At 55.7% G+C, this 19,426-nt stretch carries 15 protein-coding genes; 8 read left to right on the top strand and 7 right to left on the bottom strand.

From position 1 onward, the window contains the following. The first annotated feature begins 147 nt into the window (after window positions 1–147). The 3 genes from LPB67_RS11010 to LPB67_RS11000 are packed head-to-tail and all read left to right on the top strand — an operon-like array spanning window position 148 to window position 2,559. Window positions 148–639: an asparaginase gene (locus tag LPB67_RS11010; protein ID WP_262837224.1), complete on the top strand. Its 492-nt coding sequence runs from the start codon at window positions 148–150 to the stop codon at window positions 637–639. Window positions 640–678: 39 nt separating this feature from the next. Then, window positions 679–1,218 (top strand): hypothetical protein, encoded by a 540-nt coding sequence (locus tag LPB67_RS11005; RefSeq protein WP_262837223.1) that lies wholly within the window; start codon window positions 679–681, stop codon window positions 1,216–1,218. Between the two features lie 6 nt (window positions 1,219–1,224). Then, complete coding sequence (locus LPB67_RS11000; protein ID WP_262837222.1) at window positions 1,225–2,559, top strand: GNAT family N-acetyltransferase; 1,335 nt, start codon at window positions 1,225–1,227, stop codon at window positions 2,557–2,559. On the opposite strand, the gene LPB67_RS10995 is transcribed toward LPB67_RS11000, so the two are convergent. From LPB67_RS10995 to LPB67_RS10965, 7 genes are all read right to left on the bottom strand, one after another. After that, window positions 2,556–3,608: an HDOD domain-containing protein gene (locus tag LPB67_RS10995; RefSeq protein WP_262837428.1), complete on the bottom strand. Its 1,053-nt coding sequence runs from the start codon at window positions 3,606–3,608 to the stop codon at window positions 2,556–2,558. The two genes, LPB67_RS11000 and LPB67_RS10995, sit on opposite strands and share 4 nt — an antisense overlap. 16 nt (window positions 3,609–3,624) lie before the next feature. Next, window positions 3,625–6,594 carry an EAL domain-containing protein gene (locus LPB67_RS10990; RefSeq protein ID WP_262837221.1) on the bottom strand — a complete coding sequence of 990 codons (2,970 nt, stop codon included), beginning with the start codon at window positions 6,592–6,594 and terminating at the stop codon, window positions 3,625–3,627. 79 nt (window positions 6,595–6,673) lie between these two features. Next, window positions 6,674–7,720, bottom strand: coding sequence for an AbrB family transcriptional regulator (locus LPB67_RS10985; RefSeq protein WP_262837220.1), 1,047 nt, complete (start codon window positions 7,718–7,720; stop codon window positions 6,674–6,676). A 335-nt stretch (window positions 7,721–8,055) separates the two neighbouring features. Next, window positions 8,056–9,126 (bottom strand): ABC transporter ATP-binding protein, encoded by a 1,071-nt coding sequence (locus LPB67_RS10980; RefSeq protein ID WP_262837219.1) that lies wholly within the window; start codon window positions 9,124–9,126, stop codon window positions 8,056–8,058. A 59-nt stretch (window positions 9,127–9,185) separates the two neighbouring features. Then, window positions 9,186–10,964 carry an ABC transporter permease gene (locus tag LPB67_RS10975; protein WP_262837218.1) on the bottom strand — a complete coding sequence of 593 codons (1,779 nt, stop codon included), beginning with the start codon at window positions 10,962–10,964 and terminating at the stop codon, window positions 9,186–9,188. A 180-nt stretch (window positions 10,965–11,144) separates the two neighbouring features. Further along, entirely contained in the window at window positions 11,145–12,194 is a 1,050-nt protein-coding gene (locus tag LPB67_RS10970) for an ABC transporter substrate-binding protein (protein ID WP_410482731.1), read from the bottom strand. A gap of 187 nt (window positions 12,195–12,381) precedes the next feature. Further along, window positions 12,382–13,347 (bottom strand): Bug family tripartite tricarboxylate transporter substrate binding protein, encoded by a 966-nt coding sequence (locus LPB67_RS10965; RefSeq protein WP_262837216.1) that lies wholly within the window; start codon window positions 13,345–13,347, stop codon window positions 12,382–12,384. A gap of 567 nt (window positions 13,348–13,914) precedes the next feature. Here LPB67_RS10965 and LPB67_RS10960 point away from each other — a divergent pair. From LPB67_RS10960 to LPB67_RS10940, 5 genes are all read left to right on the top strand, one after another. Then, entirely contained in the window at window positions 13,915–14,589 is a 675-nt protein-coding gene (locus tag LPB67_RS10960; protein WP_262837215.1) for a response regulator, read from the top strand. Window positions 14,590–14,622: 33 nt separating this feature from the next. Continuing rightward, window positions 14,623–15,699, top strand: coding sequence for a GNAT family N-acetyltransferase (locus LPB67_RS10955; RefSeq protein WP_262837214.1), 1,077 nt, complete (start codon window positions 14,623–14,625; stop codon window positions 15,697–15,699). Window positions 15,700–15,718: 19 nt separating this feature from the next. After that, window positions 15,719–17,179, top strand: a complete 1,461-nt coding sequence (locus LPB67_RS10950) for a sensor histidine kinase (protein WP_262837213.1) — start codon at window positions 15,719–15,721, stop codon at window positions 17,177–17,179. A gap of 110 nt (window positions 17,180–17,289) precedes the next feature. Beyond that, window positions 17,290–17,604, top strand: a complete 315-nt coding sequence (locus tag LPB67_RS10945) for a metal-sensitive transcriptional regulator (RefSeq protein ID WP_262837212.1) — start codon at window positions 17,290–17,292, stop codon at window positions 17,602–17,604. A gap of 161 nt (window positions 17,605–17,765) precedes the next feature. After that, window positions 17,766–19,418, top strand: a complete 1,653-nt coding sequence (locus LPB67_RS10940; RefSeq protein ID WP_410482728.1) for a M28 family peptidase — start codon at window positions 17,766–17,768, stop codon at window positions 19,416–19,418. Window positions 19,419–19,426: the final 8 nt, after the last annotated feature.

Here is a 19,426-nt window from a genome sequence, read left to right as displayed (position 1 = left end):
AAATTAAACGGTCATAACGATATCAAGCGCTTAGTCTAATCCAAATCCAAGTCGCCGATAATAAAGTTCACGGCTACAATACAGATATCGTACGCTGATCGTCGCTTGATTGGCACCATCGTTGACCACACTTTTTTTTATTCCATCATGACACTACGCATCATCGCCACCGGCGGCACTTTCGATAAACATTACGATGAACTGGCGGGCAAACTCGGCTTTGCCGAAAGCCATTTGCCCGAAGTGCTGAAGCGCGCCCGCATCACCGTGCCCGTGGCTTTGGAAGCCGAGTATTTGATGGATTCGCTCGACATGCTGGACGCGGATCGCCAGCGTATTCTGGCGTCCTGCCAGCAAGCCGCCGAGCGCGCCATCGTGATCATTCACGGCACCGACACCATGCGCGAAACCGCCGAGGTACTGGGTGCGGCCGGGCTGGACAAGGCGATCGTCTTCACCGGTGCGATGATCCCCTACGAGATCGCGAATTCCGACGCTTTGTTCAATCTCGGTTTCGCTTGCGGCGTTGCCCAGTTGTTGCCCGCCGGCGTGTACGTTGCCATGAACGGCCAGGTGTTCAACTGGAATAATGTGCAAAAGAATCGCACGGCCGGTGTGTTCGTCAGCAACCCGGTCTGATCCGGCTGAAACAAACTACTGACGCTCATTTCAATCGCCATGAAACTACTGCTCGCCTCGCTATTGCTAACCTGCGCTGCGCTGGTGCAGGCGGCCGAAGTTCGTTTCGGTCAACTGTATTTTTTTCAATCGGAACAGGCGCTGCAAGCTAAGCAAATCAAGCCCGATGAAATGGCCCGTTACTCGAATAAAGTACAGGCCTGGGTCTGGAAGGCATTGAAAAAAGCCCAGGTCGAAACCAGCAGCGGTTATCTGGTCATGGCGGTACGCGACGACGGCAAAACGGCCGCCTGGCTGGATATGGATCCGGCAGTCAGCGACTATGTCGAACAGGAAGTGATCGACGCCGCCAAAAAAATCCAGGCGTTTTCGATTGCACGCGGCACCGGCACCGTGGTGTTTGCCATCAAGATGACGCTGGAGTCGCCGAAATGGTATGACCTCAACTTCAACAGAGTAGCGCCGCAACAGACCATCCGTAACAAGCCCACCCCCAAAGCCTGGGATCAGGCAATCAAAAAAATCGGCAATACCGATAACATCGAAGACATCGTCAATGCCGCCTGGCCAAAAGAGTGACGCAGCATGTTGGAATTGATTGCCGCCAGCGCAAACGACTTCGAAGAATTGCTCGCCTTGCGCATCCGCGCGATGCAACCGAGTCTGGAACGTCTGGGCCGCTTTGACCCGCAACGCGCCCGCGAGCGGCTGCGGGCAAGCTACGATCCCGCTGTAACACGGCATATCATGTGCGGTGGACGACGCATCGGTTTTGTCGCACTGAAACCCTGCGAAGGCGGTATCTTGCTCGATCATCTGTACCTTGATCCGGCTTTCCACGGGCAAGGTTTTGGCAGTCAGGTACTACAGCAAATTTTCAAAGAAACCGATCAGCAAGGCGCGATATTGCACGTCGGTGCCCTGCGCGCCAGCCGGGCCAATCGGTTTTATCGCAAACACGGTTTTATCTATAGCCATGAGACCGAATGGGACATCTGCTACCGGCGCCCACCGGCTATTTTACGGAATGAAACGATGCAAACAGGCATACTGCAAACACTACCGGCGCATGCGTCTTACCTGACCTTCAATGCGAAAGCGAATACTGATGCGCCGGCTTTACGCAGTGCATTAACTGCACTGGCAAAACTCGTGGACGGCGAAAAAATCGTCCTCGGCATCGGCGCCAATCTGGCCAGCAAACTCGGTGCCCAGGTCAATGGTCTACGCAACTTCGACGGCATCGCCGACAGTCGGGTCCGACTGCCAGCCACACCGGCGGATCTCTGGTGCTGGTTGCGCGCCGATGAGCGCGGTGCCCTGGTCCATCATGCACAGCAGATCCAGACGGCATTGCAAGAGGCCTTCGAATTGCAGCATCAGCTAGACGCCTTCAAATACGATACCGGGCGCGACCTGACCGGCTATGAAGACGGCACGGAAAATCCGCAAGATGAAGCCGCCTTCGCCGCCGCCATCGTGCAGGCGCAAGGCCCGGGATTAGACGGCAGCAGCATGGTCGCAGTGCAGCAATGGCGGCATCAGTTCGAAAAATTTGACGCCATGTCCAGTACCGATCAGGACAACGCGATCGGTCGCCGCAAAAGCGATAATGAAGAACTCGAAGACGCACCGGAATCCGCCCACGTCAAACGCACAGCGCAAGAAGATTTCACGCCCGAAGCCTTTTCGCTGCGCCGTTCCATGCCATGGACAGAACAAGGCAAAGCGGGTTTGCACTTTGTCTCATTCGGCAATTCGTTCTACGCGTTTGAAGCGCAACTGCGCCGCATGTCCGGTGCCGAGGACGGCATCGTCGATGCCTTGTTTAAATTCAGCCATCCGGTAAGCGGCAGTTATTTCTGGTGCCCGCCGATGAAGGATGGCCAGATTGATCTGTGCTTGTTGCATATCGATTAAAAATCAATGGGCGCATAGGCAGCACTGCGTTTTTTCAAAGCCCGCAAACAACGCCTGGCACTGACCGATAAACTGTCGTTGACCCGTGCATCATCGTCTTTCAGGAGGCCGGATTTTTGCAGCAGGCAGATCTGGCTGAGTTGGTCGGCATCGCGTAACACTGGCCCAAGACCGTTGCGTTGTTGCTCACCGGAGTCTGTGTGCTGATCGCTAATCGCGGCGATGACGGATTCTGGAAACCCCCAGTATTGCCCTATCATGCCGGACAAGCTGTGTGCTTGGTTTAGCAGCCTGTGGTGGAATTGCGCATCGTTCGGCAGCGTTTGCTGGCGACCCGAGCGGTCGGCGACGCGCAGTGCGACGATCAGGCCGACGTTTTGCAATAGCCCCGCCAGAAAAGCCGGAAAAGGATCCTGGCCGTGTTCTATCGCAAACAGGCGGGCGGCGTTCGCGCACAGTTCGGATTGTTCCCAGATCACCGGTGCCAACAGTTTGGTCAGCGTTCCGGTCTGCACCTGAATGACGGGGCGGAATGAGACCTTGGCTAACAACATGCGCAGGCCGTTCTGACCCAGCAGCATGACGGCGCTTTCCAGATTATTGATTTTGCTGGCCGGATTGTAGTAGGAGCTGTTGACCTCTTGCAGGACTTCGGCAACCAGCATGATGTCTTTGGCGATGGTATCGGCCAGATATTTGCCGGAGGTATTTTCGTCGCGCAGACTTTTAAACAGTTCCGGCAATACGGCGGGAACCCGCGGGATCAAATCCTGGCCGGCAAATTTACTACGCCCCAGCTCCTGCAGGTGTTCCAGCAATTCTTCTTGCTGAAAGCGTATTTTTAGCACACTGAGGTTGGCCGACGGGCCACGGATGCCGGAGGCGACAGGTAAGTCAAACAGCAGCCAGCGCAGATACAGCGCCTGCCAGTCTTGTTCAGATACCGGCGCTGCTTCAGGCACAGGCGGATTGACGGCGCGCGGGACTTTGGTGGAGGCGGCGGGCGCCTCTTTGCCAAATAACTTCTTGATCCAGTTGGTCAGACTCACCAAGATGCCGTCCTCTCTATTCCATGTTGTCCGGGCGATTCAGCAGTTTCAGAAAACCTTCCATCGGCACCGGTTTGGAGAACAGGTAACCCTGGAAGGCATAGCAATTGTGCTCGATCAGGAAGCTGCGCTGGGCCTGGGTTTCTACGCCTTCGGCAATCACGCTCAATCCTAAATTGGTGGCGAGCGAGATGATGGCGCGCACGATCGTCGCGTCATTTTCATCATCGTTTAAATCGCGTACAAACGACTGATCGATCTTGAGCTGATTCAGCGGTAAGCGCTGCAGATAAGCGAGCGACGAATAGCCGGTACCAAAGTCATCCATAGAAAACGAGATGCCGAGCTTTTTAAGCTGGTGCATTTTTTCGGTGGTGGCATCGACGTTATCGAGCACGGTACTTTCGGTCAGTTCGATTTTCAGGCGGGTGGGATCGATGCCGTGCCTTTGCACGATTTCACTAAAGGATTCTACAAAATCGACCTGCTTGAATTGTTTCGCGCTGACGTTGACTGCCAGGCTCAGGTCGCGCGTATCCGCATTTTCTTCCCATTGTTTTAACTGGGCACAGGCGGTTTCCAGCACCCATAGACCAATCGGAATGATCAGGCCGGTTTCTTCTGCCATGGGAATAAAGTCGGCCGGTGAGATGAAGCCGCGATCAGGATGGATCCAGCGCAGCAGCGCTTCGGCACCGATCAGCTTGTCATCCGCATTCACCTGCACCTGGTAATACAATTGAAATTGATTATTGCTCAGGGCCAGACGCAGATTCGATTCCAGCATCATGCGCACCACCAGCACCGCCTGCATCGCCGGATCGAAGAAGCGCACTGCATTGCGTCCGGAAGTTTTCGCTTCGTACATGGCGGTATCGGCGCGCTTGAACAGGTCTTTGACGGTGATGTCGTTGCCCTGGAACAGGCAGACCCCGATACTGCTGGAGCCATGATGTTCAAAGTCCATGATCCGATAGGGCTGGTTCAGCAACTGGCGAATTTTTTCGGCAATGCGATCCGTTTGCTGGATCGCCTCATCGCGTACACTGCTGAGTTCTTCCAGCACCACCACAAACTCATCGCCGCCCAGGCGCGCCACCGTGTCGCTCTCGCGCATGCAGGTTTGCAGGCGACTGGCAGTTTCAACCAGCAGGATGTCGCCGGCATCGTGACCGCGCGTGTCATTCAGGGTTTTAAAATTATCCAGATCGATAAACAGAATCGCATTATGCGTGTCGCTACGGTTGCTGCGTGAGATCAGATGCTGCAGCCGGTCCATCAGCAGACGCCGGTTCGGTAATTGCGTCAGCGGATCGTAAAAAGCCAGATTCCGGATTTCGGCTTCGTAGTTTTTGTGGCGGCTGATGTCGGTAAAAGAGCCGATGTAATTGCTGACGTCGCCACGGCTATCGGTAATTGCAGTGAGCGTGATCATTTGCGGATAGATTTCGCCATTCTTGCGTTTATTCCACAGCTCGCCTTGCCAGAAATGATCTTGCGCCAGTGAGCGCTCGATGCTGTCATAGAAAGCATCATCCTGTTGCCTGGTATGGTAGTGGGTCAGGATCTGGTCGATTAATTCATTGCTATCGTAACCCGTGATATGGGTGAAGGCATGATTGACGCGCAGGATGGTCCAGTCGGCATCGGTCACGAAAATACCTTCTTGTGATTCAAAGGTAAAAGCCGCGATGCGCAAGTCTTTTTCGGCCTGTTTGCGTTCGGTGATGTCGGTCACAAAGCAATGCCACAGCACCGCGCCGTCGGGTTCCGGTTCCGGTAAGCCGTCGATATACAACCAGCGGATCGACCCATCCAGACGATGAAAACGGAATTCGCTCTGCCATGCAGATTGCGTCCTGGTAGCCTCACGGATGGCATTCGTACCGCTCTCCATATCGCGCTGGTCGATGCGCTCAAACAGGAACAAGGCATCCTGCGCGACTTGTTCCTGTGTGACTTCAAAGATAGTCATGATCGCATCCGTGGCATACGGAATACAGGCACTGCGATCGGGCCGGATCCGGTATTGCATGACCAGACCGGGCAAGCGGGAAGCGACTTTGTTGATGCGGTCAAACGCTTCCTTGACCTTGTGCGTGGCTCTGGCGCTTTCGGCTTGCAAGGAGGTGATCAACAATGCCACCACGACCATGGTGATCATGTATATCCACAAGATCAGCAGATTACCCTGCAGTTCAGCCTGGGTAAAAGGGCCGCGACCGGTCGAGGTGGCCCAGGCCGCAAACGTAGCCGATGCCAGCGCGGCCAGCGAGGCGCCAGTCACGCCGAAGCGCAGCGCCGGCCAGACAATCGCGGCAACCGGGACAAAGGTTAGCTGCAACTGATGGTAAGGCATCAAAAAGATAGACCAGTTGATCGCGCATAGAATGAGGATGAACGCCAGCGCTTCTTTGCCGCGCTCGTGCAATAAGGCGATTGAGTGCATGGATACGGAAAGCAATAAGGGCGCAATCAGCAAAGTACCGACCACATCGCCGGTCCACCAGGTCAGCCATATGCTTGGTATGTCCTCAACTAAACCGTGCAGCCAGAGCGTAAGACTGCCGCCGGTTGCGGAAATCATCATGCCGGTCATGGCAGCGAGCGTGAACCAGACCGCGTCCTTGCGACGTACAAATTGGCGGTTGAATTTCAAATGATGCAAGATCAGCGCGCACAGCAAGGGGCCCAGGGTATTCCCTATCGACAGGCTGAGTGCGACGGCGCTACTGTAACCTGCGCTGAGTTCCAGGCAGACAGAAGCGAGATAGATCGCGAACAACATCCGGTTGCCATAACGGATCAGGCCGGCGACAGCGATACCCGCCGGTAACCACAACAGGCTGATATTCGGATTGACATAGTGAATCAGCAAGCCAAGCCGTCCTGCGACAAAATAGCTGACAACCAATAACAAAAAACGCGCCATGAACACATGGCGTTTTTGGTGAGCCGTCTGTTGAAAATCTGAGGTTTTTATCATGAAATGAGCTGGCTGTATGCGATACGAATGCCTACTCATTATGCGACATAGTCAGCTCAAACGACCAGATTTCGGCATTTCACCGGCGTCTGCCGGAGCGGAAGCTGGCCCAGCGTTGCGCCAATACAAACAAGGGACCTATGCCTAATACCAGAACCACCATCCGCGTGACATGAAAGGCCGTCACAATCGGCACACCCAGCTGTAAGGTTTTAGCCGTCAGTGACATTTCAGCAATGCCACCGGGTGCGGTCGCCAGGATCGCCGTCGCTGTATGCATGCCCGACCAGGCGGCCAATGCCATGCCGCTGGTCGCCGCCAGCACTATGGCCAGAACGCTGCATGCAGCGACGCTGGCAAGATAACGCGGGGCCGTTTTTAAAAAGCCGGGACTGAAGCGGTTGCCGAGCGAAACGCCGATCAATAGCTGTCCCGTATTGATGACGGCTTGCGGCAGAGTGGACAGATTGATCTCTGCATAAGTGAATCCGGTCGCGACCAGCAAAGGGCCGATCACCCAGGCATTCGGCACATCGAGTCTGCGCATCAGTAAAGCAGCGCAGACCGTCGCAGCGGTCAGTATCAGCAGACCACCGAGCATCACCGTTTTGGCGCCCTGCACATACGGATCTTGCCCGTGCACATCCCATAAGCGCAAGCCAAACGGAATCACCAGCACCACCAGCATGATCCGCAGGCTGTGCGCCGCAGCGACTTTGTCCACCAGGGCGCCGTGGCGTTCGCCCTGATTCGCCATCTCCGATGCGCCGCCCACGGCCATCGCAAAAAAGCAGGTGCAAGGGTCGACGCCGCTGAGCCGGTGCAGCAGCCAGCCGGACAGCGCCCCAGTCATGATTGCCGCCAAAACGGCGAGCAAAATAGACGGTGCAAATGAAGCAACGATATGCATCACCGCTGGCGTGAAATACAGGCCGAGCGCAGTACCGATCACCCACTGCCCGGCCTCGCGCGCTTGTTGCGGGCTGCGCAAATCTGCACCAGCCATGCGGGCCATCGCGGTGGCCAGCAGCGGACCTATCATCCACGGTAAAGGTGTGGTTAACCAGACGCAGATCAGGGCGGCGGTAAGGCCCAGGAGTAGGGTTTTGCTGAAGGCTAGTAGCATTACGTGCAGATCTTTAAACAACGTAGTACGTTTTTGAGATTGCCGGCCGGTGGTAGACCGGCGGCTACTCACTTTTCTTGCTTCGCCAAGAAAAGTAAGCAAAAGAAGGCGACCGCACAGTCGCTGCCCCTGCGGGGTTCCCGTTTATGCAGGTCAAAAAATGGGAAGTGTCCACAACTCGCTACGCTCAGACATGGACACTTCTTTTTCCATTTTCTGCTCTGCACAAACGGCAGCGCCACAGCGGATTAAGGTCAACAGCAACTTCAAAACCAGCAACGTTTGCAGTGCTTTGGTCAGCCTGAGGGTTCAGATTATTGAGGTGAAGCAAAAACTCAATACACCCACAACTTATCCGCATCCAACTGCAACCAATACTCACCCTGTTCCAGCTTATACGGCGAATACGCCCGCAAACTACCTTCGCTGCCAGCGTGACCGAACAGGCACTCCCAGCGATCGCCGAGATACATGCAGGTGGTCAGCGGCAGCTTGATCGCATTGTCGGTCTGGGTAGTCGACAGACGTACTTTTTCCAGACGGATGATCGCTGTTGCCGCGTCGCCGACGTTCTTGCCGCGCAGGCTGGCTTTGAGTCTGCTGCCGTTCACATCCAGCGTGACGAATTTGCCGTCGCGGCTGAGGATCTTGCCGCGCAGCTTGTTGTTGCTGCCCATGAATTCGGCCGTAAACAAGGTGTCCGGCGTTTCGTACATGCTTTGCGGGGTGCCTTGCTGCTCGATCACGCCGTTGTTGAGCAACAGGATGCGGTCGGAGATCGCCATCGCTTCGCCTTGGTCATGCGTGACCATCAGTGCCGACAGGTTCAGGCGTACGATCAGTTCGCGTAAAAAAGCACGCGCTTCTTCGCGCAGTTTGGCATCCAGATTCGACAGCGGTTCATCGAGCAAAATCACCGGCGGGTTGTATACCAGTGCACGGGCAATCGCGACGCGTTGCTGCTGGCCGCCGGACAATTGATGCGGAAAGCGTTCGCCGAGATGACCCAGACCGAGCTGCGACAGCACATCCTTGACCTTGGCGGCGATATCGCCGGCATTCATTTTGCGCAGTTTCAGTCCGTAGCCAACGTTGTCGGTCACGGTCTTGTGCGGCCACAGCGCATACGATTGAAAGACCAGTCCCAGATTGCGCTGCTCGGCCGGCATTTCCCAATTTTTACTGCCGTCAAATACATTGCGGTCGCCGATATGGATAGTGCCGGTTTTTGGCGATTCCAAGCCGGCCACGGCGCGCAGCAAAGTCGTTTTTCCGCTGCCTGACGGACCCAGCAGTGCCACGACTTCACCGCGCTTCAATTCCATCGATACACCCTTGAGAATCGGGTTCGCAGTCGCGCCTGAGCCGTATTCCAGGGTTAATTCTTTTACGCTTAATTCGGACATAGTGTTCTCTCAGTAATCTCAGTATTTTTCTAAATAATTTTTACTATCGGTTGTCGGGATCAGTGACTTAGCTTCACGCCAAAGCGCAGCGCCAGACCCAGACCGAGCGCCACCAGCGCAATATTGATGAACGACAAAGCCGCCACCAGATCAACCGAACCGCCGGCCCACAGTGACACGATCAGGGCACCGATCACCTCGGTCCCCGGCGAGAGCAAATACACACCGGTCGAATATTCCCGTTCAAAAATCAAAAACACCATCAGCCATGCGCCCAGCAGGCCGAACTTGACCAGCGGCAGCGTAACGTCGCGGGTGACCTGACCGCGATTCGCGCCGACCGCACGCGCCGCTTCTTCCAGCTCAGGACCAACTTGCAGCAAGGCCGTGGAGATCAGGCGCAGACCATATGCCAGCCAGACCACGGAGTAAGCCAGCCAGACCGAAAAGATGGTCGAGCGCACGGCACGTAATTGCGGAATCAGGTTTTCAATCAGCCAGGTAGCGACAGCATTGTCGACATGCTGCAAACCGCCTTCCAGCCACGACGGTACAAATAAAAATACCCAGAGGAAGGACAGGCCGGCCAGCAAGCCGGGAATCGCCCGCGGAACCAGCACGCTGTAATCGAGCAGGCGGGTAACGCCATCGGGTTTGCGGTGCATCGCCAGAGCAATCGCCGCGTAGCAAATCACCGCCAGAGCACCGCCGATGATGCCGATCAATACCGTGTTCAGGATGCCGCGCATCAGTGACGGCTGTTCTAGAATATCGCGGAAATGCTGGAGCGTAATCACGTCGGCAAGTTTGACTCCTTCGCCCCAATACGACACGAATGCCCGCAACACGATGCCGGATAAAGGAATCACCACGGTGAAGATCAGCCATGCTGCCAATACCGCAAATGCCAGCCACTTCCATTTACCCAGAGGCAAGGGTTTTTGACGCGAACCTTTGCCCTTAATCGACACATATTTGTTCGCTGACTTCAACATCCAGCGCTGCACCATGACCAGCGGCATGGTGACCGCAACCAGGCAGACTGCGGCGGCGGCCATCAGGTGATACGACGGCGTGCCGAGCTTGTTGGTCAGTTTATACAGGTAAGTGGCCAGCACCAGATGGCCTTCAGGATCGCCGAGCACCAGCACCAGGCCGAACACTTCAAAACCAAGGAAAAATACCAGTACGGCAGCGAACGCCAGCGCCGGCATGATCATCGGCAAGGACACATGCAAGGCGACCTGAAACGGCGAGGCACCGGCAACCCGCGCCGCTTCTTCGACATCCGAGCCCAGGCTCTTCAGCGCTGCCGACGAATACAAATATACATGCGGCACATGGGTCAGCCCCGCGATGATGACGATGCTGATAAACGAATAGATATTCCAGGGTTCGGTGCCGGTCAATTGCCTGATCCACAGGGTATAAAATCCCACCGGACCCATCGATACCACATAGCCAAACGCCATCACCATCGGCGACACAAAAATCGGTACCAGCAGCAAAGGCTCGATCCAGCCGCGACCCGGCAAATCGGTACGTATCATCAGAAAAGCCAGCAAGCCGCCCAGCGGTACCGCGATCGCAGCCAGGCCCGTCGCCAGGATCAGGCCGTTCCAGAATGCATCGCGGAAATCGGGATCATCGAAAATAAAACGATACGAATCGAGTCCCAGGGTTTTGACCGGCGCGAAGAAAGGCGCCGATAAAAAACTCTGAAACAAGATCAAAGACAATGGCGTAAAAATTGCCAGCAAAGTCAGCACGACTACCACGCCGCGTGGCCAGTTAAATTGCGACCACTTACCGTGGCGGGGGAGGGACAGGGTTTGCATAAATTACCTTATGGATGACAGGTATCCTGCGCATCACACCGGCACCGGATACGCCATGCTCAAAGGCGAGAATGTCACTTTGAGCAGGCTGGCCGGTGAGGAGAAATACGGTAGAGATGCACAGTGGCGCTGATCTATGACAAGCGGACAGATCAGCGCCGCTGTGAGGATGAAACAGGATTATTTTTTGCCTGCAGTTTCTTTCCATTGCTTCAGGAAAGCCAGTCGTTTGGCCTGATCCAGATATTGCAGCAGCATAGGATTGACCGGCAGCGGTTTCAGGCCGACCCCAATTTGTTTCGCCAGATCGGATGAGGTGGTTTCGCCTTTGACATCGGCGCGGATCGCATATAGTTTCGATTCATTCGCGATCAACGTCTGGCCACGCTTCGACAGGACGTAATCGAGCCAGAGTTTGGCGGCGTTCGCATGCCTGGAGGTTTTGCTGATGAACATGACGCGCGACAATACCAGCGTGTAATCCTTGGGCAATTGCACGCCGATCGACGGGTCTTTAGCGGCACGCACCAAAGCGTAGGAACCGAGGACGTTATAGCCAATCAGATTCTCGCCGGAAGAGATACGTTCCAGCATCGTGCCTGTGGACGATTGCACGCGGACGCTGGCGCTGCCGAAGGCTTTGGCGAGTTCCCAGAAATCCTTGTTTTCACGGCTGTCCTGCGTGATGAACATGAAGCCGACACCGGATTTTTCGATGTCGTAAGTCGTGACTTTGTTTTTAAATTTGTCGAGTTTGGACGTAATCAGTTTGGCAAATTCGGCATGGGTTTTTGGCACTTCGTCGGCACTGACCAGGCGCTTGTTGTACACAAACACGGCCGGTTCAAAGGTGGTGCCGTAGGCAGCATCGTTCCAGACGGCCCAGGCAGGGATGCCGTTGATTTCTGGCGACTTATAGGTCAAGCCGTAACCGTCGGAAACCAGCTTGGTCTGCAAATCCATGGCGGATGACCACATCACGTCGGCGCTATTGCCGCCTGCCGCTATTTCGGAAATAAAACGGTTGTAGACCTCGGTCGAGTTCATATCGTTGTACTCGACCTGGACCTCTGGATAGATGCTTTTGAAGTCCTTGAGCAGCGGCTCCACTGCCTTGGTGTCAGTAGCGCTGTAAATGACGATTTTGCCTTCTTTTTTTGCGGCATCGATGATCTTGCTGTAATCGGCAGGATAGCCCGCCGGTATCTGTGCAAAACTCAAGCCTGCCATGCCCAGGCTGATGCTGGCGATGCTCGTGACTATCCATTTTTTTGACATCATTTGTCTTCTCCAATGTTGTTTTTTATAAAAACCGATGAAACAAAATACTGATCTTTAAGACTTACGCAAGCTTAAGCAGATCATTCGAGCGCAAAGACGCTCTTGGTTTCTGCGTTTATTTTTTGCGTCAGTCCTATCAACGTACTAATCCAAATTCTTTGGCCTGCTGGCGATAATGATTGACGGCCTTGTCAATATAATTTGTCAGATCCTGGCCGGTCATCGCGAACGGATACAGGCCGTGTAATTTTCGTTCTTCGTCGAAGCCGGGTTGTGCCATCGCATGCTGGAACACGCCTACCCATTTTTTGTAATCGGCATCGCTGACCTGCGGCCCCATGTACACACCGCGAATGATAGGCCAGGTCACGTCATAGCCTTGTTCGCGCGCAGTCGGCACATTTGCCAGCGCGCCGGGCAGGCGCGCATCGGAGAGCACGGCCAGCACGCGGATTTTGTTGCCGATCGCATGCAGGCTGGCCTCAGACGCATCACCGGATACGGCTTGCACATATCCGGCCAGCAAGGCGGTAAAGGATTCGCCGCCGCCTTCAAACGCGACCAGACGCAGGGACTTGGGATCCACATTCGACTGCCTGGCAATTTGCGCCATTTTTAGCCAGTCCTGGCTGCCGATGGTGCCACCGGTGCCGATCGGAACTTGCGATGGCTTGTCTTTGATGGCGCTCATCAAGTCACGCAGATTTTTGTAAGGGGAATCGCTGCGTACTGCGATCATGCCGTAATCCGTGCCTATGCCAGCCACCCAGCGCACATTGCCGCTGGTCGATTGGCCGAACTTGCCCTCAGCCAGATTCAGCAGGGAACCGCCGGAGTAGGCGACCAGTGTATTTGGCTCCGCGCTACGCTGGGTAATGATCGAGGTCCATGCCACTGCGCCGACGCCGCCCGGCATATAGCTGATCTGCAAGGCCTGCGCGCCCAATGCTTTTTGTGCGAGCTTGCAGGTCTGGTCCATGCCGCCGCCCGGTTTCGCCGGGACGATGCATAGTGCCGGCGGACTCGCAAGCGCTGCTGCCGCCCATAGGCCAAGCAGGCAGCCGGTCAGTGCTAGTGCAGGTGTCGACGTTAATAGACGCATGTTGGGAGACGCAGGTTGGATCAAGGTAAATACAATTTTAAAGCTTGGAACAAAGTGTACGCGTTCCAGTCTTTCAGTAAGCTTTCAGCAGCGTATCTATTGCAATGGCGTGCAATGCAACATGCATAGGACCGACGCAAAAACCAAAACCGCTCACCACGGAGACACAGAGGAAAGGCAAGAGAGGAAAGGCTTCATGGCGTTTGATCTGTATTAAAGGTAACTTCTAAAAACCCCCTACTCGAGCGCATCGCGTCGTTACAAAGCCTCGCAATACCGACGTATTACTGCGTTTTGCGCCTAGCGTTGCATCTCGATTAAAGGGTTTTTAGAAGTTCCCTCAAATGAACCCGCAAGCTGGGTGCGCCCGCTGGCACGAAACGCCTCGGAAAACCGCATCCAGCTTACGGGTTCAATCTGAATTTTGCTAAGCAGCTTGTCATTTTGCGGAAGTTCTAATGAACAAAGCGTAACGGCGATCAATTTCAGTGGAACCTAGGCTGCCGAAGTTCTGTATCATAAAAAAGACGCACGCTACTCCCTTACACCCATTTACGACCATTCAACATGCGCATCCTGCTCGTCGAAGATCACGTAGAACTGTCCCGCTGGCTTTCCAAAGCGCTACGCGATGCGCATCTGACTGTCGAATGCGCGATGAACGGCGCCGATGCGGATGCCTTGCTGCACACCCAGGAATATGCGCTGGTGATACTCGATCTGACCTTGCCCAAAATGGATGGACTGGACGTGCTCAAGCGCATGCGCGCGCGCGGCAGCAAGGCGCCGGTCCTGATACTCACGGCGCGCGGCGGTTTGCATGAGCGGGTGCAGGGACTTAACCTGGGGGCCGACGACTATCTGGCAAAACCGTTTGAACTTGAAGAGCTGGAAGCCCGCGTCAAAGCCTTGCTGCGCCGCTCGCAGGGGAATGAAGCTGTCACCCTGAGCTGCGGCGCATTGAGTTTTGATACCGTCACCCGCTTATTCTCGTATGATGCAGCCGCGCTGTCGCTGACCCCGCGAGAGCATGCGGTACTGGAAGCCCTGATCACGCGCCGCGGGCAAGCGGTCTCCAAAGAAAAATTATTCGATGAAGTATTCGCCCTGGATGATGAGGCGAATCTGGATGCCATAGAAATTTACATCCATCGCCTACGTAAAAAATTAGAAGCCGTCAGCGCCGGTAGCGTGGCAATCACCACCTTGCGGGGAATCGGGTACCTGCTCGAGGTGCGTTGAATATCCGCTTCCTTTACTCTCAACAATACATCAATGAAATACAGCCTGATCCACGCTAAAGAACTCGATGCCTCGCTGATCGCTCGATGGAATCTGCTTCGAGTCTCATCCGCGCAATATCAGAGCCCTTACTATCATCCAACTTTCACCCAGATCGCTGCGCGCCTCCGGGACGACACCCGGATGGTGGTGTGTGAAGATGCCGGACAAGTGGTGGGATTCTTGCCGTTCCATCGCGTCGATTCGATGCAGGCGCGTCCGGTCGGTTTGTTCCTGTCCGATTATCAGGGACCGGTGACTGCGCCGGAGGTGCAATTGCCGTCTCAGCCTTTGCTGCGGGCGATGGGCGTGCGTTATCTGGGGTTTGACCATATGCCGCAAGCGCGCCAGGACTTCGCCCCGTATGCCTGGCAACATAGCCGTTCGCAGGTGCTGGATCTGGATGGCGGTTTTGAGGCGTATGCCGGCAGGCTGGCTGCGCTGCACAAGGTCAAACAGGCTGGCGTGTTGAAAACCATCAGGCAGATGGAGAGAAAACTTTCGCGCGAGCGCGGCGAATTACGTTTCACGATGCAAAGTGTCAGCGATCAGGATTATGAGCAGCTTTTGCAAGGCAAATCGGCACAATATATCCGCACCCTCGGCGCGGCACGCGACACCTTTGCAATTCCCTGGGTCAGGCAGATGCTGGAGCAGATACGTGCGCATAATACGGCGGATTTTGGCGGCTTGCTATCGACCCTGCATGTCGGCGATGAGTTAATCGCCGCGCATTTTGGCATGCGTGCCGGTAAGGTGCTGCATTTTTGGTTCCCCTGGTACCGGCTGGATTACGCGGTGTATTCGGCCGGCCTGATTTTGCTGAAAGAGTGCGCCAGCCATGCACAGGAATTAGGGTTGAGCCTGATCGACCTGGGGCGCGGCGAACAAGCGTACAAGACGCGTTTTGCCACCAGCACGGTGGCTTTATGCGAGGGTGCGATCAGCAATCCCGCCCTGCTAAGGCAAGCGCAACATGCGTATCTGCGCACGCGCCGGGCTTTGCGCGATTCCAGTCTGGGTCAGAAGATCAGAGCCTATAAAAATAAATCCGATCACCACCAATCCTGAACCGGGAGTATCCATTTTCATGCGCTGGCCCTTCTCAGGAAAGATCGATACCGTAGGCAGTTTGCGCGGCCAGTTTTTACGCTGGCTGCTGATTCCGCTGGTCATCCTGGTCGCGTTGAATGCGTTTTCTGTCTACCGCAATGCACTGGATGCGGCAGATCTTGCGTATGACCGCTCGCTGCTGTCTTCGGCCCGGGCGCTGGCTGAGCGGGTCGCTATCGTCGACGGCAAAGTGGTGGCCAACGTGCCGTATGTCGCGCTCGATAGCTTTGAAACCGATACGCTGGGGCGGCTCTACTACAAGGTAACTGGAGTGAATGGCGAATTCGTCTCGGGCTACGAGGATTTGCCGGGCTTGCCGAAGAATGTGCCGCGCTCAGATATTTATCCTGCGCTGGTGCATTTTTTTCATGCCGATTATCAGGGGCAGCCGATTCGTATCGCCGCATTATTGCAGCCCGTATATGACGACCAGATGCGCGGCATCACTTTAATCGAAGTCGGCGAAACCCTGGATGCGCGACGCGGTTTGTCACGTACCATACTGATCGACACCTTGCTGCGGCAAGCGGCGCTGGTGTTGGCGGTCGCGCTGATGGTCTGGGTCGCGGTGCGCTTTGTCCTGCATCCCCTGATGCAATTGAAAGAGCAAGTAGAAACCCGCGAGCCTACCGATTTATCCGGCTTTGATGCAAATCTGGTGCATAAAGAAATACGCCCGCTGATCAATGCCATGAACGGCTATATGGCACGCTTGCAAACCCTGATCAGCGGGCAAAAGCGCTTCATCGCCGACGCCTCTCACCAGCTGCGCACCCCGCTGACCGTGCTGAAAACCCAGGCGGAACTGGCGCTGCGTGAAAATGACGCGGCCGCCATGCGGCACATCGTGCAAAGCATCGCCGACACTACCGATGCCACCGTGCATCTGGCGAACCGCCTGTTGAGCCTGGCGCGCACGGGGTATGGCGCGGCAGAAGCGGCGATGGATCCGGTCGCCTTGAACCAAGTGGCACGTCAGGTCTGCGTGGAACTGGCCTTGCCCGCAGTAAAAAAGCAGATCGATATGTCGCTCGATGCGGATCAGGATGTCGTCATCCTTGGACATGAATTGCTGCTGCATGAAATGATTAGCAACCTGCTCGACAATGCCATCCGGTATACGCCGGAACATGGCCGGATTGCGATGCAAGTGAGGATGGAGGGCACAGCGCAATTGCGATGCGCAGTGCTGGAAATTGAAGACAGCGGGCCGGGAATCGCCCTCAGCGAGCGTGATAAAGTATTTGAACCGTTTCACCGCGCCGCCTCGTCTAGCCAGATGAATCCCGGCGGTGCCGGTCTGGGCCTGAGTATCGTGCGCGATATCGTGGAACTCCACCGCGGGCAATTGCAGCTGGATGCTGCTGCCCGGGGATCGGGCTTGAAACTCAGTGTGTCCATTCCGCTGCTGCCGTCGTCAGTGCACCAGACGGCTTAGTAATTTGACGGGATTTTTTGCCGCCCCGCTTTTAAATGCGGTACGATACTCAGTAGAGTATGATTTAAATCAAATTTTTCCCCATATCAACTAACCGCAGGAGCACCAGCATGGCAGATACTCCCCCACTCAAGATCGTTCAAGGCAGCGCATTAACCGAGCAACAGAAGAAAGATTTGCTGCACCGCCTGGCGCGGGTAGAGGGTCAGTTGCGCGGCATCCAGAAACTGATCGCCAAGGCCGCCGAACCGGCCGATTGCGATGGCATCGCCCAGCAGATGTCGGCAGCGCGCAAAGCCCTGGACCGTTCTTTCGTCACCTTGCTGACCAGTTCCATGGTCACGCATGCGGAAAAAGCCGGCAGCGTAGAAGAAGCGCTGGAGCGTGCCAAACATCTGTCTGCGTTTTTGGATAAATTCGCCTAAACCTGTTGCATGCCTTTTCTGGCTCGTATGTTTCTTAACTGCGCCTGGACAGGTCTGAATTTACCTGACACGACTAGCTGCGTCTTAATGCACCGGTATCCTGGTGCAGGCGCTGCTATTTTTGCTAATACTCTCTAATGCCATGAGGCCATGAGCTTACTATGATGAAGCTGACAATTCCCGTAAGCGTATTGCGCACCACGATTGCCGTTCCCTTTTGTGCTGCGGCGTTCTGCCTGATGTCGCTTGCCGCGCATGCACAGACGGTCAAAGAAGCGCCCTTGCGTGCCCATCTGGCGTTTCTCGCTGACGATTTACTCGAAGGTCGCGGCACCGGCCAGCGCGGCGGCGAGCTGGCGGTGCGTTATCTGGAGACGCAGGCTGCCGCGATCGGCCTGAAGCCCTTGAACGGCAATAGCTATCGTCAAGCCGTTATGCTGACCGGCGTCCAGACTTTGCCGGCCAGCAGCCTGCAATTTAATGTCGGCGGTAAAAGCATCGGCACCGAATTCGGCACGCAAGCCGTGTATGGCACCGGCGGCAATCAAACCGGGATCGCTTTCAACGCGCCCGTCATGTTTGTCGGCTACGGCATTCGCGCCGACGAAGAACGCTGGAATGATTATAAAAATGCCGATGTCAAAGGCAAGCTGCTGATCATGATGGTCAACGACCCGCAACCGACCGCCGCTGAGCCGCATCGCTTTGGCGGCAAGGCGCTGACCTACTACGGTCGCTGGACCTATAAATACGAACAAGCCTTGCGCGAGGGCGCGGCCGGCGTGTTGCTGATCCACACCACGCCATCGGCCTCATACGGCTGGAGCGTGCCGGTGAACAGCTTCAGCCACGAACGCTTCCATCTCGACGGTGCCGGCAATGCGCTGGAAGGCTGGTTGCATGAGAACACCGCCAAAGCCTTGTTCGCCGCTGCCGGCCAAGATCTGGACGCTTTGCGCGCCCAGGCGGAAAGCCGCGATTTTCAACCCGTGTTATTGAACGCGACAGCGCAAGTCGACCTGAAAGTCGCGGTGCGCCAGGTCGAGCAATTCAATGTGGTCGGCATCGTGCCGGGCAGCGATCCCAAGCTGAAAGACGAGGCCGTGATCTATTCCGCGCACTGGGATCATCTCGGAAAAATCGCCGCAGCGAACGGTGAAAAAGCCGATCACATCTGGAACGGCGCGATTGACAATGCCTCCGGCAGCGCATCGCTGATGGCGATGGCGCAAGCGGCGGTCGGACATCCGGCACGCCGCAGCCTGATATTTTTATGGCCTTGCGCGGAAGAGCAATATCTGCTCGGCAGTGCCGCGTATGTCAAGAATCCGCTCTGGCCCCTGGCAAAAACCAGCGCCGACCTGAATCTCGACAGCATGAATTTCGTCGGCAAGACACGCGACATCGGTGTGGCGGGCAGCGAACGCAGCAGCCTGCATGCAACGGCCGCTATCGTCGCAAAGCGGATGGGCATGCACCTGGCACCGCAAGTGCCGGATTTGTCCGGCAGCTATTTCCGTGCCGATCATTTCAATTTTGCCCGTGCCGGGATTCCGGCATTCAATGTCGGCTCTGCGGTGTTCTCAGGCGACGGACATTTTGAATTTGCCAGGGATGATCAAGCCGCGAACGCGATCATGCGCGATTTCACCAGGCACTATCATCAGGAAACCGATCGCTACGACCCAAAGTGGGATTTATCCGGCATGGTGCAGCAAGCGCAATTTACCCTGAATCTCGGTTATGCCGTGGCAAATGCGCCGCGCATGGCAACCTGGAAAGCCGGCGATGCGTTTGGCAAGGTTCAGCGCTGATGTGAGTT

It is taken from the genome of Undibacterium sp. Jales W-56 (genome assembly GCF_025548535.1).
In the GTDB taxonomy this organism is placed as follows: domain Bacteria; phylum Pseudomonadota; class Gammaproteobacteria; order Burkholderiales; family Burkholderiaceae_D; genus Undibacterium.
This window is presented reverse-complemented; position numbering and strand designations above follow the sequence as displayed.

Bases quoted from the DNA above. Each gene is read 5' to 3' on its own strand.
- LPB67_RS11010 (WP_262837224.1), top strand. From the start codon at position 148: ATGACACTACGCATCATCGCCACCGGCGGCACTTTCGATAAACATTAC.
- LPB67_RS11005 (WP_262837223.1), top strand. From the start codon at position 679: ATGAAACTACTGCTCGCCTCGCTATTGCTAACCTGCGCTGCGCTGGTG.
- LPB67_RS11000 (WP_262837222.1), top strand. From the start codon at position 1,225: ATGTTGGAATTGATTGCCGCCAGCGCAAACGACTTCGAAGAATTGCTC.
- LPB67_RS10990 (WP_262837221.1), bottom strand. From the start codon at position 6,594: ATGATAAAAACCTCAGATTTTCAACAGACGGCTCACCAAAAACGCCAT.
- LPB67_RS10985 (WP_262837220.1), bottom strand. From the start codon at position 7,720: ATGCTACTAGCCTTCAGCAAAACCCTACTCCTGGGCCTTACCGCCGCC.
- LPB67_RS10980 (WP_262837219.1), bottom strand. From the start codon at position 9,126: ATGTCCGAATTAAGCGTAAAAGAATTAACCCTGGAATACGGCTCAGGC.
- LPB67_RS10975 (WP_262837218.1), bottom strand. From the start codon at position 10,964: ATGCAAACCCTGTCCCTCCCCCGCCACGGTAAGTGGTCGCAATTTAAC.
- LPB67_RS10970 (WP_410482731.1), bottom strand. From the start codon at position 12,194: ATGGCAGGCTTGAGTTTTGCACAGATACCGGCGGGCTATCCTGCCGAT.
- LPB67_RS10965 (WP_262837216.1), bottom strand. From the start codon at position 13,347: ATGCGTCTATTAACGTCGACACCTGCACTAGCACTGACCGGCTGCCTG.
- LPB67_RS10960 (WP_262837215.1), top strand. From the start codon at position 13,915: ATGCGCATCCTGCTCGTCGAAGATCACGTAGAACTGTCCCGCTGGCTT.
- LPB67_RS10955 (WP_262837214.1), top strand. From the start codon at position 14,623: ATGAAATACAGCCTGATCCACGCTAAAGAACTCGATGCCTCGCTGATC.
- LPB67_RS10950 (WP_262837213.1), top strand. From the start codon at position 15,719: ATGCGCTGGCCCTTCTCAGGAAAGATCGATACCGTAGGCAGTTTGCGC.
- LPB67_RS10945 (WP_262837212.1), top strand. From the start codon at position 17,290: ATGGCAGATACTCCCCCACTCAAGATCGTTCAAGGCAGCGCATTAACC.
- LPB67_RS10940 (WP_410482728.1), top strand. From the start codon at position 17,766: ATGATGAAGCTGACAATTCCCGTAAGCGTATTGCGCACCACGATTGCC.